Annotated in this window: 16 protein-coding genes and 2 pseudogenes; 8 read left to right on the top strand and 10 right to left on the bottom strand. The window is 66.6% G+C overall.

The annotated features are described in order from the left end of the window. A partial coding sequence (locus tag MHZ35_RS14330) for a TonB-dependent receptor (protein ID WP_239436256.1) occupies positions 1–2,006 on the top strand: 2,006 nt, incomplete at its 5' end. Here the strand turns inward: MHZ35_RS14330 and MHZ35_RS14325 are convergent. The 4 genes from MHZ35_RS14325 to MHZ35_RS14310 form a co-directional block, all read right to left on the bottom strand. Beyond that, complete coding sequence (locus tag MHZ35_RS14325; RefSeq protein WP_239436255.1) at positions 1,978–2,184, bottom strand: hypothetical protein; 207 nt, start codon at positions 2,182–2,184, stop codon at positions 1,978–1,980. The two genes, MHZ35_RS14330 and MHZ35_RS14325, sit on opposite strands and share 29 nt — an antisense overlap. Before the next feature lie 5 nt (positions 2,185–2,189). Beyond that, a complete protein-coding gene (locus MHZ35_RS14320) occupies positions 2,190–2,633 on the bottom strand; it encodes a hypothetical protein (RefSeq protein ID WP_239436254.1) in 444 nt (147 codons plus the stop codon). Between the two features lie 105 nt (positions 2,634–2,738). After that, positions 2,739–3,158, bottom strand: a complete 420-nt coding sequence (locus tag MHZ35_RS14315) for a DUF2442 domain-containing protein (protein ID WP_239436253.1) — start codon at positions 3,156–3,158, stop codon at positions 2,739–2,741. Continuing rightward, a complete protein-coding gene (locus MHZ35_RS14310) occupies positions 3,145–3,393 on the bottom strand; it encodes a DUF4160 domain-containing protein (protein WP_061939913.1) in 249 nt (82 codons plus the stop codon). Before MHZ35_RS14310 ends, MHZ35_RS14315 begins: the two co-directional genes overlap by 14 nt. A gap of 386 nt (positions 3,394–3,779) precedes the next feature. Here MHZ35_RS14310 and MHZ35_RS14305 point away from each other — a divergent pair. The 4 genes and pseudogenes from MHZ35_RS14305 (at position 3,780) to MHZ35_RS14290 (ending at position 6,434) form a co-directional block, all read left to right on the top strand. Then, positions 3,780–4,411: pseudogene (locus MHZ35_RS14305) on the top strand (transcription elongation protein SprT). Positions 4,412–4,483: 72 nt separating this feature from the next. Further along, positions 4,484–5,137, top strand: coding sequence for a ParA family protein (locus MHZ35_RS14300; protein WP_093068411.1), 654 nt, complete (start codon positions 4,484–4,486; stop codon positions 5,135–5,137). Then, entirely contained in the window at positions 5,134–5,484 is a 351-nt protein-coding gene (locus MHZ35_RS14295; protein ID WP_239436252.1) for a hypothetical protein, read from the top strand. Before MHZ35_RS14300 ends, MHZ35_RS14295 begins: the two co-directional genes overlap by 4 nt. Continuing rightward, a complete protein-coding gene (locus MHZ35_RS14290; protein WP_024021610.1) occupies positions 5,481–6,434 on the top strand; it encodes a replication initiator protein A in 954 nt (317 codons plus the stop codon). The genes MHZ35_RS14295 and MHZ35_RS14290 overlap by 4 nt, the downstream gene beginning before the upstream one ends. 545 nt (positions 6,435–6,979) lie before the next feature. Here the strand turns inward: MHZ35_RS14290 and MHZ35_RS14285 are convergent. From MHZ35_RS14285 to MHZ35_RS14265, 5 genes and pseudogenes are all read right to left on the bottom strand, one after another. Next, a pseudogene (locus MHZ35_RS14285) lies at positions 6,980–7,534 on the bottom strand (type IV secretory system conjugative DNA transfer family protein); the annotation flags it as partial. A gap of 138 nt (positions 7,535–7,672) precedes the next feature. Beyond that, positions 7,673–8,392 carry an SIMPL domain-containing protein gene (locus MHZ35_RS14280; RefSeq protein WP_239436258.1) on the bottom strand — a complete coding sequence of 240 codons (720 nt, stop codon included), beginning with the start codon at positions 8,390–8,392 and terminating at the stop codon, positions 7,673–7,675. A gap of 50 nt (positions 8,393–8,442) precedes the next feature. After that, positions 8,443–8,946, bottom strand: a complete 504-nt coding sequence (locus MHZ35_RS14275; protein ID WP_239436251.1) for a hypothetical protein — start codon at positions 8,944–8,946, stop codon at positions 8,443–8,445. Further along, positions 8,946–9,230: a conjugal transfer protein TraD gene (locus MHZ35_RS14270; protein ID WP_239436250.1), complete on the bottom strand. Its 285-nt coding sequence runs from the start codon at positions 9,228–9,230 to the stop codon at positions 8,946–8,948. The genes MHZ35_RS14275 and MHZ35_RS14270 overlap by 1 nt, the downstream gene beginning before the upstream one ends. Before the next feature lie 19 nt (positions 9,231–9,249). After that, positions 9,250–9,573, bottom strand: a complete 324-nt coding sequence (locus MHZ35_RS14265) for a conjugal transfer protein TraD (protein WP_239436249.1) — start codon at positions 9,571–9,573, stop codon at positions 9,250–9,252. Positions 9,574–9,743: 170 nt separating this feature from the next. Here MHZ35_RS14265 and traA point away from each other — a divergent pair, with 170 nt between their 5' ends. The 3 genes from traA to MHZ35_RS14250 are packed head-to-tail and all read left to right on the top strand — an operon-like array spanning position 9,744 to position 13,699. Continuing rightward, a complete protein-coding gene (gene traA, locus MHZ35_RS14260; protein ID WP_239436257.1) occupies positions 9,744–12,683 on the top strand; it encodes a Ti-type conjugative transfer relaxase TraA in 2,940 nt (979 codons plus the stop codon). 9 nt (positions 12,684–12,692) lie between these two features. Continuing rightward, positions 12,693–13,424, top strand: a complete 732-nt coding sequence (locus MHZ35_RS14255; protein WP_061781013.1) for a DUF6118 family protein — start codon at positions 12,693–12,695, stop codon at positions 13,422–13,424. 5 nt (positions 13,425–13,429) lie between these two features. Beyond that, positions 13,430–13,699 carry a DUF1971 domain-containing protein gene (locus tag MHZ35_RS14250; RefSeq protein ID WP_061781012.1) on the top strand — a complete coding sequence of 90 codons (270 nt, stop codon included), beginning with the start codon at positions 13,430–13,432 and terminating at the stop codon, positions 13,697–13,699. A 26-nt stretch (positions 13,700–13,725) separates the two neighbouring features. On the opposite strand, the gene MHZ35_RS14245 is transcribed toward MHZ35_RS14250, so the two are convergent. After that, entirely contained in the window at positions 13,726–13,863 is a 138-nt protein-coding gene (locus tag MHZ35_RS14245) for a hypothetical protein (RefSeq protein ID WP_156477841.1), read from the bottom strand. Positions 13,864–13,866: the final 3 nt, after the last annotated feature.

Here is a 13,866-nt window from a genome sequence, read left to right as displayed (position 1 = left end):
GTGCATTGCAGCGCCGGCTGACGCTGCGCGGGGTCAGCGGTACCGGGGAAGTGACGGTCGGCACCTATTTCGGCGAGACCCCGGTCGCCGGGCCATCGGGCACCGCCTTCGACGCCGGCGCGATCGCGCCAGACGTGGACCTGACCGATATCGAGCGGATCGAACTGCTCCGGGGACCGCAGGGCACGCTTTATGGCGCGGGGTCGATGGGCGGGACGCTGCGCACCCTTTTCAACCGCGCCGATCCGTCGCGCCTGTCGGGTGAGGTCGCCGCGGAAGGCAGCGTTACCGCGCACGGTCAGCCGGGATGGGCGGCAAGCGGTGTCCTGAACGCGCCGCTGGTCGCGGACACTTTGGCGGTGCGGGTGGTGGCCGGTCGCCGGCGCGAGGGCGGCGTCATCGACAATGTACGGCTCGGCCGGGCCGATACCGACGATCGCCGGCGCGAAAGCGAGCGGGTCGCGGTCGCCTGGATACCACGGCAGGACCTGCGCCTCGACGTGACCTGGCTGCACCAGCGCAACCGGATCGGCGACGCGGGCAGCGCGGATGCGGCCGCCCCGCCGCTATCCACCGATCGGCCGGTACGCGTGCCCAATCGCGAACAACTCTCGCTCGCCTCAGCCACCGTGCACTGGAACCCCGGCGGCCTGCGCGTTGTCGGTACCGCGTCCCATTACGACTGGAGCCTCGTCAAGCAACTCGACTTCACGCGCGTGGTCGCTGCGCAGCGACCCACCACCGCCGGATGCCTGCGGTACGCCGCCACGATCGGCGCCGGCGGGTGCGACACCGCCACACGAGCCGCCTTTGGCGCCTATGTCGATGCGCGCCTGCCCGCAGTGTTGTTCCAACCGATGTCGGTGGAAAGCACCAGCGGCGAGCTGCGGCTGCGCGATGCCGGCGACGGGCCCTCGGGCTGGACCGCCGGCGTGTTCGTGGAACATCGTAGCGACCGGGTGGAAAGTAATGCGGTGCGCGCCGATGCCGCGACCGGGCTCGCCGTTCGCCCGCTCGACATCACCGGCCAGCGGCTCATTGCTACCATGCTGGACCAGCAGGCGGTGTTCGCGGAAGGGTATCGCGAAATTCGGCCCACGCTGACGGTGACGCTGGGCGGCCGGCTCTACCGCTACATCCGCCATGCGCGCGGATCGACCCCGATCCCCAACATCATCACCGGCACCGCGGGCGTCGAGCCGGGCGATCACCGCTCTGCCGAAACGGGGGGCAGCCTGAAGGCCCAGCTTGCCTGGACGCCGGATGCCGACGTGCTGGTCTATGCCACCGCAGCACAGGGGTTCCGTCCCGGCGGGGTGAACATCACTCCCGAACTCGCCGATGCGGAACGCAGCTATCGCGCCGACCGGCTGTGGAGCCTGGAACTGGGGGCAAAGGCGCCGCGGCTGCTCGGTCGGCTCGGGCTGGAGGCGGCGCTTTACCGGATCGCGTGGAACGACACGATCTTCGCCACGACCAGCGCCAATGGCGCCTTTGTCTACAACACCAATCTGTCGAGCGTGCGGATCCATGGCGGCGAGGTACAGGCGACATGGACCGCCCCGCACTGGCGCGTGGCGCTGTCGACCGCGGTCGTCGATGCGCGGCTCGCCGACGACACGCTGCTCGGCACCAGCGAGGGGATCGGCCATGCGGGCGATCGCCTGCCCAACACGCCTGCGGTTACTTTTGCCATGCTTGCCGACTGGACGTTCGCGGAGGCATCGGCCGGCCGCGCCTGGACCCTGGGTGGCGGCGTGAGCGGCAACGGCGCGAGCCGTTCGACCTTCAACCGCGACAGCGTCTATGCCGAACGCACACCCGCACGCGCGATCGCGGACCTGTATCTGTCGACCCGTCGCCATGATTGGACGACCCGCATCGGCGTGGACAATCTGTTCGACGCGCGCGCACCGGCGCGCGTGTCGTCCAGCGGCTTCGGCATCGGCCAGACCTATGTCGCCCGCCCGCGCACGATCACGCTCGCCATGCGGCGGAGCTTCTAGCCTCCTCACGATCCGGGATCACGTCCAGGGCCTGCGACAGCATGGCGGCTGCGAGATCGTCGTTCTGCTCGTCCGCCAGCGCGATGGCAAAGGCGACCAGCGATCGCAGCACATTGTCCCCCTGCATCATGGGCACGACCAGCGTTGCGGCACTGCGTTCCGGTTGACCATCGACCATGGCGATTACCTTTCGAGGTGAGCCGTGCGGATCACCTTCTGGAAGAGGTTGGACAGTGACGAGGAGATGTCCTCGTCCACGGTGATCTGGTGGTACAGCCCGGGCGAGGCGCAATTCTGCAACGCGGGCGTGATCCGGTCGACGGGCGCCAGATACGGCTGGCGCACGTTCTCGATCGACCATTCGTCGGACGCCGCCTCGGGCAGGTATTTGGTGTTCAGCATGGCGATGCGCACGTTGCGCGCCTTCACCATGTCGCACAGGTGCGACGGCATGGCGCCCATCGCGCGCTCGCGATTGGCCGGCACATATTCGTCGCGCATGCCGTCCGTGACGATGAGGAGAACGGCCTGCGGCGGATCGCCGGCGCGGCTCGATCCCGTGCCCGGCGTTCTGATCAAACCGTTTATGCCGTTGATCGCCGCGGTGAAGTCGGTCGCGGTGTCCATGTCGGGGATGCCGCACAATCGCTCGGAATTGCGGCAATATGCCAGAATATCTGCGACACCAACTAAGCGAATAAGCTACTAAGCGACAAACTACTTTTCGCCCTTTTAGGCTCCAGCAGCCATCGGTTTCCGAGGCCGCCCGCCCTTGCGGCCGTTCTCGCGTGAAGCGGCGATCTTGGCTGCGGTGCGTGACCGTCCTCCTTCGGCACCGAGCTGGCGGGCCATCCATCGCTTCGATCCGAACACGCCCTGCAGGAGCGCGGGCACGTAGAGGTCCGCGTCGAGCCTGGGCCAGTGCAGGCCGAGTCCGGCGGGGCTGATCTCGATTTCGGCCAGGCTGTCCGGCGAGGCATCCGCCAGCCCTTCCGCGAGTTGGGTCGGGAAGGTCAGTTCGACGCCGGTGTTGAGTGCCACGACCACCCGCGAACGCCGCCGGTCATAGCGCGCCGATACGGCATGACCAGCCTCGCGCTGCGCCGCCATGCGCTTCTCCGCCTTCGCCAGATCGCGCTCAGTAATCGCCATGTATCGTCCTCCATTCCGCGCACAGGGCGGCGATTGCGGCCGCCAGGGCATCGGCGATTTGGTTCAGGTCGGCCAGCCTGAACCCATAGCTCTCGCGCAGCTCCGGCGGTCCGCCGGGGCAATGCAGGTTGAACACCGCCTCCCCGTCTGCGCCCTTCACATGGACGTGCGCCGGCCGATGATCATTTGGCCAGATCACGACCCGCAGGCCGTTGATGCGCAGAACGGTAGGCATGGCCGATCCTAGCAGAAACCCAAGCGCTAGGGAATAGTTGCATGGCGGCGCGTCCCTGCGGGACCGCGCTCTATCTCCGCTTGCGCTCCGACCGAGCCGCCATACCGGCGTCTCGTCCCTGCCGGGTGACGATCGCTCGCGTAGGCGGGGGTTGCTTCCCCGCCAGATGGTCGCCGGCGATGCCGGCGAAGCTCCCGTCAGGACAGGGAAAGTGGGGCGCTGCCCCCTCTCCCTGCAACGGCAATCAGCCGGGCCGTGGCTCGGCTACGCCTGCGCCCGCACCACCCCGGCAGATTCTCGCTGCCCCCTCACCCCCCGCTGTTCGCCACGAGGCAGGGTCGATGGCTGAGGCCATCGCCCCGTGGGCGATTTGAAGGGAGCACGAGATGGAGCAGGACAATCGCGAAAGCTGGCTGAACCGGGTGGTGGCCGGCATGGCGCCGCTGTTCGAGGCGCTGGACGCCCCCCTTCCCTCCCGCGTGCGGGTGGCGATCGGCTTCACCAGCAGGGGAGCCAAGGGCAAGGCGATCGGCGAGTGCTGGGACAACCGGCGCAGCGGCGACGGCCACTTCGAGATATTCATCCGGCCTGACCTCGCCCACGCCCCCGACGCGATGCCGGCGCAGATCGCCGCGATCCTCGCGCACGAGCTGGTCCACGCGGCGGTCGGGATCGCGGCCGGACACGGAAGAGCGTTTAAACGGGTCTCAGTCGGGCTGGGGCTGGTCGGGCCAATGCGCGCCACCACCCCCGGGACGCCTTCCTTTCCGCCATTGCACCGATCCTCGCTGCGGTCGGTCCCCTTCCCCATGCCAGACTCGATACAGGCAGCGCGACTACTCGGCCCAGGAAGCAGGCGGCGCGGATGCTGAAATGCGAGTGCTCGACGTGCGGCTATACCGTCAGGACCGCGCGCAAATGGCTGGAGACAGCGGGCGCGCCTTTGTGCCCCGTTCAGGGGCACGGCCCGATGCGCCACGATCCGGTCGGCGACGGAACTGAAGACAAACCTGGCTAAGCGACTAAGACCCTTTACGACTAAGCGGCTAAGCTCCATAAGTCGCTTAGCCGCTTAGTAGGAGCAGCAGCTATGCAAGTATGGGCCGTCATCGCGCAAAAGGGCGGGCAATCCAAAACCACCCTCTCAACCGGATTCGCCGTTGAGGCGGCGCGGGAGGGGGCGTCGGTCGTTATCCTCGATGCCGACGATCGCCAGGGATCGGCGCTCTACTGGTCCGAACGCCGCGACGACGACGACGTGATGGTGAAGGACAGCAGCGTTGCCGGTCTGCCGCTCCACGTCTCGCGCGGGCGCAGCAGCGGCAAGATCGACCTCATCATCATCGACACGCCGGCGAACTCCAAGGACATTGCCATGCTCGCAGCCGAGCAGGCGGATTTCGTCATCATCCCTGTCGCGCCGCGAGGGCTGGACGTCCATTCGGTGTTGCAGACCGTCAAGCAGGTGCAGCAGGCAGGCACGCCGTTCGCCGTTATACTGACGCAGGTTCCGCATCAGGGCGGGGAGGGGCAGGAGGCCCATGCCGGCTTCGCAGCGAAGGGCGTGACGATGTTCGACAGCCGCCTCCACTTCCGCAAGGATTTCTACAAGGCCACGCCGCTCGGCAGAACGGCGGCCGAGACGGACCCGGACAGCAAGGCGGCGGCCGAGTTGCGCGCCGCCTATGATGAGGCTAAGCGACTAAGCGGCTTTACGACTAAGCAAGTAAGCGAGGTTGGATGATGGCGAAGAAAACTTCCGCGCTCGCCGGCATCTTCGATGACGAGCCCGAGGCACAAGCACAGGCACCGGCACCGGCACCGGCTCTCGTTGCCGATGCAACTCCCGCGCCGCAGCCTGCCGTCCCGCGTCGGTCGCGGCGTGCGGCGGACACGTCGGCCCCGGGAGCACCTGCCCGGCGCAGCAGTCATCCCGGCAAGAAGCCGGTGCTGATCCACATTCCCGAAGACATGCACCGCACACTGCGCCAGCTCAGCGTCGAGGAGGGCGGGGAGCCCCTTACCGTTATCACCGAGCGGTTGCTGCGCCAGTATCTGGTCCAGCGGGGACACACCAGGTTTGCGCCGTGAGCAAGCGGCGTGATCCCAATCCCGAGTTCGACCTGTTCATTCCGGCGCTCGGTGATCTTCCGCTCAAGGACCAGCGGGAGGTCATGGAGCGCCCGTTCTTCTCGCTCCAGAAGCGCAAGCGGCTGAAGCCGATCGAGTATCGCAGCCCGGATGGCGAGGCCTGGGTGCGCGTCCAAGCCATTCCCGACTACGGCATGGCCACGATCTGGGACGCCGATATCCTGATATGGGCCGCGTCCACGCTCAACCGCATGAAGCAGCAGGGGCTGAACGATCTGCCCCGCACGCTGACAACCACGCCCTACGACCTACTGCGGGCGATCAAGCGCAGCACAGGGGGCAGGGACTATCAGGAGCTGCAAGCTGCGCTCCTCCGGCTCCAGACGACTTCGATCACAACTTCGATCCGCGCGACGAAGCGCCGGCAGAAGGCTGGCTTCAACTGGCTCGACAGCTGGACCTTCGACACCGACGCCGAAACGGAGCAGCCGCGCGGCATGACGCTGACCCTCTCGGATTGGGTCTATGAGGGCATCGTCAACGAGAAGTCGCTGCTCACCATGCACCCCGACTATTTCCTGCTCTCCGGAGGGCTGGAGCGGGCGCTCTATCGTATCGCGCGAAAGCACGCCGGCACGCAGCGCGGTGGGTGGACTTGCCGGGTAGAAGTGCTTCGCGACAAGACCGGCAGCGATGCCCAGCCCAAGGAGTTCAACCGGATGCTTCGGCGGGTGATCGAGGCCGACCAGCTCCCCGACTATGCGATGGAGCTGACCGAGACGACGGACAAAAGCCCGGCCGTGTTGTTCAGGCTCCGCGGCGAGGCCGAGGCACTGGCTCTCGCCGAGAGAATGCGCGCTGAGGAGGAGCGGCGCGCCCGTTTCGACGCCGAGCGCAAGCGGGCCGAGGAAGTCGATGCACAGATGGACCGGCTTGCCGGCCGCCGCTGACTATCGGGGTTTCACACACCGCAAGCCCAACTATCGGGGTTTCACACACCGGCCAGCGATGCTGCCTGAACCCTGACATGCTTCGGGCGATGCCGGAGTCACCAGCCAGGCTGTGGATAACTGGCGCGGGAGGCCCCTTTTCGGCTCCAGAGTCTCGGGGTTTCACCCACCTTGGCATCGGGGTATCACCCACCGAACTATCGGGGTTTCACACACCGAATCACGGGGTTTCACCCACCGGGCTGTCCGGCAAGCAGTTGATAAACAAAGCAAGATTTCGCTTTTTGAGCGACTTAACTTGTTTAACGATTCCTATTTAACAGAATCTTTTAACGACAAGGCTCACCCAAAACCGTGGACCTGAGAAGGGCAATGCGGAATTGGCCTACGGCCAATGCGCCTTTGATCCGTGCCGGCTATCGCCGTCACCAAAGCGGCCTATCGGCCGCAGGCTTCCCGGAGAAGCCAGGCGAAACCGGCGGTGTGTGCCTTCGGGCGTTCCGCCGGCGGAGAGGGGAGACGCTTCCCTAAACAGAGGTGTGCGGTCACGCCGGGTCGAACAGGCCGACGAACTCGCGCTGGTCATAATAGCGGACTTTGCCGGCCCAGAGCGGGCGTTCGCCTTGGCGCAGCAGCAGGAGCGTATCGGCCGGCATCCGCATGATTTCGTCGGGGGTTACGAGACGTCGCGCCGTGACATGCGTGCTGACGCTTTCCGAAGGACCGGCGCGATTGTCGCCCCATCCCGTGCCGCGCGACGTGCTGAGGGTCGCATATTCCAGTGTCGTGTCGCCGATCGTGCGCGAAAGCATATCGGCCGTCGTATGATCGTTGACGCCGAACGTCTGGACCACGCCGGCATTGGACAGGAAGGTGCCGGCGCGCTCGCCATAGAGCGCGCGGAGCTGGTGCATGTCCTGGAGGATCGACCAGAGCTGGAGGCCATAGCCCGCCATCAGCCCCATCGCGCGCTCCACCGGCTCCAGTCGGACGAGGGCGGCGAACTCATCGAGCAGAAACAGCACGGGGCGTTCCGGCCGGGCAGGGTAGCGCGCCATGTCGGTGACGGCCTGCGCGACCAACAGCCGCAGCCAGCGGGCATCGGCTTCGCGCCATTCCGCCACATCAGCCGGCGTGCCGCGCTCAAACTCCAGCGCGCGAACCTCCCGGCGGATCGCATCGAGGTCGAGGAGGGGCGTCACGGCTTCATCCTTTCTCGCGGTATGGTGGCTAGGTGTTCATTTGGGGGCCAGCGCGAAGTTGACGCGCACCGTCACCATTCCGGCATTGGTCCCCGCCATTACAGGAGCCGACGCCTGTTCCGCCTGCACAGACACGGGCGGCGGCGCGACCATGCGGGCATCCATTGCCGCCATTTGCGGCATGTAGCCGCCCTGGCCGCCGTCGTGGATCGCGAGCACTCGGTCGATGCGCAGGCCAGCGGCCTTGGCATAAGCCTCGGCCTTGGCGCGGGCGGACTTGTAGGCAGCATCATAGCCGCTCAGGTTCGCCTTCTCGGGATTGGTAACGGAGAGGTCAGGGCCAGACACGATGTTCGCGCCGGCATCGGTGACGGCGGCGATCGCCTCACCGACCCGCGCCGTGTCACGCATCCGCACGGTGAGGGTATTGCTCGCTTCGAAGCGGCCCTTGTTGGGGCCATAATCCACGCGATTGACCGACAGGCTGCGCGTCTGGATATCGCGCGCGGGCACGTTCAGGCGGGCCAGCGCGGCTGTGATCCGGCTCATGGCCTGAGCATTCTTCCCGCTAGCGCTCTTGGCGTCAGCCGCCACGCTCGACAGGCCGGCGGTGAACAGCGCCTGATCGGGCGCGGATTCGGTGCGTCCCGTTCCGGTGACGGTCAGCAGCGTCTCACCGGTCTCCAGGCCATGCGTATCGGCGGGGGCACGGCCACAAGCGGCCAGCACGACGCAGAGCGGCAACACCCACAGCATCTTCTTCACGACAGTTCTTCCTTCACATTGCGCTTTGTGTCGAACGCGCGTCACCGATGGTTCGCGATCAGGGTCTGAATGTCCTTGGGCTTCGCGATGCTCGACCCCGGCGTTTTGTATGTCGAGAGTTCGCCACGCTGCCAAAGGCCGACTTCCAGCGCCTTGGTGGCCGGATCGATCAGGATATATGCCGCGTCCGACCCGCCTTCATGGGGCTTGTTGCCGGAGGCGAAGATCAGCTGTCCCTGACGCTCAAGCGGCGAGGCGGTTTGCAGGTTCGTTTTCAGCACAGCCAGCTTGTCGCCGAGGAGCCGGGCGAGATCGTCCGATACGGTGCTGCTATCGAGCAAGCCGCTCTCGAGCGGACTGCGTCCGGCGAGGGCATAAAGCGGGGACCAGTCCCCTTCAGCGCTGGTACCGGTGTTCGATGAGGTGGCTGGAGCGGCGGCGACATTGCCAGCCTGCGGAAAGGATGGCTCCTCATTGGGTGAGCGCTCGCACGCAGTGAGCGCCAGCATGCAAGCGGCAGTGAAGAAGGGCATCGATCGACGCATCAGGGTTCTCCTTGTTTGTGTCCCGACGGTTTGGAAGCGAGGTGAGCGTCTAGCGCCGAAGCAAGCGGATTTGGTTGCTCCGCTTCCGCGTTGAACGCGCGTTTGCCGCGCCGCTTCCACAGTGCGAGCGTGTCGTCGGCATCGTCGCCGCGAGCACGGTCGACCAGCTCCAGCAGCGCGCCGTAGATCGTCGCGCGATCGTCCTCGATCAGCTCGACCAGGCCGGCTTTCTGGACGAGCCCGCCCAGCTCGATCAGGTGGCGGGTGCGTGTCCGGCGTTGCACGACCCAGTCCCGCGTATCGTTACGACGCCGCGCCGCCTCCAGGCGCTGGATCAGCGCCCGGTTGCGTGTTCCCGCTGTCGCCGTTGCCGCCAGCGGTCCGGCCAGCTTTGCGCCCGCGCCGTTGAAAGAAAGCGGAGCCCTTCGCGCGCCACGCCTCCTTCGCTGCCGCATCCTTCATGGCGACGGCATCGAGCAGCGCGCCCGCGAGCGTTTCCATGTCGAGCGCATCGGCCCCGGTGGCGGAGACGAGCTGGCCGAGCTGTTCGATGCGACGCGCCTTGATCGCCTTGGCGCGGCTCTCCAGTGCTTTCAGCTCCGCGTCATAGTCGCGCACCTTACGCATGGTGCTCTCTCCTTCCGCGTCAGGTTCCCCGCAGCCTAGCAAGCAGGAACGAGCAGGCAACCCATAATGGAAACGCACGTCAGTCAATCAGCCTGGAGCGGAGCGGATGGTGAGTGCGCGCTTATACGTCGTTGCCGACATGCGCTAAGAAGTGCATCATGGTGGTCGCGATGGCGATCTATCATTTCAGCGCCAAGGTCATCAGCCGCGCCAAGGGCTCCAGCGCCGTCGCGTCCGCTGCCTATCGTTCGGCATCGCGGCTGTTCGATGAGAAGCTGAACCGCCACCACGACTTCTCGAACAAGGCCGGAGTCATCCACTCCGAGGTGATGTTACCGCAGGGCTCGCCGGAGCGTTTAAACGACCGCACCGTGCTCTGGAACGAGGTGGAGGCAGGCGAGAAGCGCAAGGACGCGCAGCTTGCCCGTGAAGTCGAGTTCTCGATCCCGCGCGAGATGGATCAGCAGCAGGGCGTGAGCCTCGCCCGTGATTTCGTGCAGAAGCAGTTTGTCGATCGCGGCATGGTCGCAGACCTCAACGTGCATTGGGACAAGGCGGACGACGGTAGCCCGAAGCCGCACGCGCATGTCATGATGACGATGCGCGAAGTCGGACCAGAGGGGTTCGGCAAGAAGGTCCGGGACTGGAACGGCACCGAGCTTTTGCAGGAGTGGCGCGAGGCATGGGGCGCCCATGTGAACGAGCGCATGGCCGAGCTTGGGCTGGAGGGCCGGATCGATCATCGCTCCTATGCCGACCAGGGCATTGCGCTGGAGCCGCAGCACAAGATCGGTCCGGCGGGAATGCGCCGCCTCGATCGCGGCGAGGATGCCGAGCGGGCTGATGACCACCGGCGTATCGCGCGGGAGAATGGCACCAAGATCATCGGTGATCCGCGCATCGCGCTGGACGGGATAACGCGGCAGCAATCGACCTTCACCACCCGCGACCTGGCGATGTTCGTCCATCGCCATTCGGACGGCAAGGAGCAGTTCGACCGGGTGATGGCGGCGGTGCGCGCCAGCCCCGAGCTTGTGGCGCTGGGCAAAGACGGACGCGACCAGGAGCGGTTCACCTCCCGCGAGATGATCGCGACCGAGGCGCGGCTTGAGCGCGCAGGCGACGAGCTTGCGCGCAGTAGCGGGCATGGTGTCTCTGATCGTCATCGCGCGGGCGCGTTGGAGGCGGCGGAAGGGCGCGGCCTGGTGCTGTCGGGCGAGCAGCGCGACGCCTTCGACCATATCACCGAGGGCCGGGGGGTGGCGTCGGTCATCGGCTATGCCGGCACCGGCAAGTCGGCGATGCTGGGCGTCGCGCGCGAGGCGTGGGAGCGCGAGGGCTATCAGGTGCGCGGCGCGGCCTTGTCCGGGATCGCGGCCGAGAACCTTGAGGGCGGATCGGGCATCCAGTCCCGCACCATCGCCAGCCTTGAACATGCGTGGGCGCAGGGCCGCGACCAGCTTTCCCGCAACGACGTGCTGGTGGTGGACGAGGCGGGCATGATCGGCACCCGCCAGATGGAGCGGGTGCTGTCCCATGCCCGCGATGCCGGCGCGAAGGTGGTGCTGGTGGGCGACCCCGAGCAGTTGCAGGCGATCGAAGCCGGCGCGGCGTTCCGGTCGATCGCCGAGCGGCATGGCGCGGCCGAGATAACCGAGGTTCGCCGGCAGCGCGAGGACTGGCAGAAAGACGCCACGCGCGCGCTGGCGACGGGCAGGACGGCCGAGGCGCTGCACGCCTATGCCGATCACGGCATGGTGCAGGCAGCCGATACGCGCGAGGCGGCGCGGGGCGAGCTGGTCGAGGGCTGGGATTGCCAGCGCCAGGCCGAGCCGGACAAGACCCGGATCATCCTCACCCACACCAACGCCGAGGTGCGCGAGCTGAACCAGGAGGCGCGCGAGCGGGTGCGCGCGTCAGGCGGGCTGGGCGCTGACACCAGCATCACCGTTGAGCGGGGGCAGCGTGACTTCGCGGCCGGCGACCGGATCATGTTCCTGCGCAATGAGCGTGGCATGGGGGTGAAGAACGGCACGCTTGGCACGCTGGAGCAGGTGGGCGAGGGGCGCATGGCGGTGAGGCTTGATGGCGGCAACCGCGTCGCGTTCGACCTCAAGGACTATGCCGCTGTCGATCACGGCTATGCCGCGACCATCCATAAATCGCAGGGCGTGACGGTCGATCGCGCGCATGTGCTGGCGACGCCGGGGATGGACCGGCACGGGGCCTATGTCGGCATGTCGCGGCACCGTGACGGGGCGCAGCTCCACTATGGGCGTGATGATTTTGCCGATCAGCGTCAGCTCGCCCGTGTCCTGTCGCGTGACCGCGCCAAGGACATGGCCGGCGACTATGGGCGTGAGGGCGCTACGGCCGAGCATGACCGGGTGCGTGCGTTCGCCGAGCGGCGCGAGATCCGGTTCCCGGAACTCGCGCGGGAGATGGTCGCCAAAGTACAGGCGAAGGCCAAAGGCATGTTCGCCGGCTTCCGCCCGAAACCAACGTCGCCCGAGCCGGCGCGCGACGGCAAAGGGGGTCCGATTAACACCGGCTCCGAGCGGGGATCGCCCGCGCCCAATCAGGCCAAGGCGATCGAACGCTATGCGCGCGCTCAGGCCGATATGGACCGGATGCGCGAGAAGGGCTTGCCTGTGCTCCCGCACCAGAAAGAGGCGCTGGCGAAGGCCGGGGACGCGCTCGATCGGGTGCGCCCCCAGGCGGCCCGGGATTTGTCGTCCGCGTTCGAGCGCAACCCCGCACTGGTGCGCGACGCGGCCGAAGGCAAAGCCGGCGGGGCGGCGCGGGCAATGGCCGAGGAAGCCCAGGTCCGTTCCAATCCCGAACTGCGCGCCGACCGCTTCGTGGAGCGCTGGCAAGGCATGGCGCGCGAGCGGGCCGAGCTCGCGCGCAGCGGCGATCGTGCCGGCGCGGAGCGCACGGCCAAGAAGATGGATGGCTTGGCGGGAGGGCTGCATCGCGATCCGCAGCTCGAATCCGTGCTGCGGCGGCGCGCGCCCGAGCTGGGGCTGGAGATGCGTCGGGATCGTCCGATCAGCCAGGAATTGACCCGTTCGCTGGAAATTGGCCGCGACCGAGGATTGAGCCGATAAGGAGAGACAATGGCGGACGAGGAATGGGAGGAAGGCGGCGACGCGGCAACGGAGGCGTTCGAGCAGGTGCGCGTTGCGGTCGAGCAGCAGCGCGGCGAACTAGCGTTGATGCGCCGCGCCATCGAGGGACTGGCGGCCGAGCGCACCAGCATCGACGTGCCGGATTATTCCGAGACGCTGGGGCATGTCGTCCAAGGGCTGGACGGCATCAACGGACGCCTGGACCAGGTTACGACGGCCATCGTGAAGTCGCCGGCGCTGGCGATGACGCCTGCGCAGGTTTCGACGCAGATCAATCGAGCGGCGGCCGACCTTCGCAGCGCCGATCATGCCGCCCTCGCCACCGCCACCAACGAGATGAAACAGCAGGGGCGCGAGCTGCGCACCGTCGTTCAATCGGCGCTGACGGCGCGGGATCAAAAGAACCGTCAACTATGGTTCGGGCTGGGCGGGTTACTTATCGGCATCCTCCTCTGGTCCTTCCTGCCCGGTATGGTCGCGCGCGAGATCGCGCCGGCGAGCTGGCAATGGCCCGAACGCATGGCGACGCGGGTTCTTGCCGAGGCGACACCGTGGGATGCCGGGCAGCATCTTATGGCGAGCGCATCGCGGCCGAGCTGGGAGGCGATTGTCGCGGCCGACAGGTTGCTGCGCGACAATCGAGAAAAGATCGAAGGATGCCGGCAGACCGCAAGGAAGGCGGATCAGCCGGTGCGATGCACGATCCAAGTAGGAGCATAGAAATAATGGTGCTTCCCTACCGCTCGACGCCCATATTCGATGAGGTGACATTGCCCGCTGCCCTGCGCTCCGAGCATCGCACCAAGGCCGGTGTGTGGGGCGTGATCCGGGTCATCGAAGGGAGATTGAAGCTTACCTGTCTCGATCCGGCCTCTGAGGTGATCCTTACACCCGATCGGCCAGGGCTGGTGCTTCCGGAACAGCCGCATTTCGTCGAACCGCTCGGAGCCATGCGGATGCAGGTCGATTTCTACGATCAGCGGCCAAGCCTCTAGGGAGAGCCATGCCCAAAACAGCCTTGTCATTCCCGCTTCTTGCCATCCTCGCACTTGGTGGCTGTGTGGCGAGCGCTCCGGCATCGAACCCGAGCGCGCGCCGGTTCAACCTCCGCCGCCTCACGCATCGCCGACAAAGCCGGGTTGGTGATCTTCTTAGCCATCTC

The organism is Sphingomonas sp. ACRSK (assembly GCF_022346685.1).
Lineage (GTDB): Bacteria > Pseudomonadota > Alphaproteobacteria > Sphingomonadales > Sphingomonadaceae > Sphingomonas > Sphingomonas molluscorum.
The sequence above is the reverse complement of the archived record's forward strand: the minus strand, read 5'-3'. Positions and strand labels throughout refer to the sequence as shown.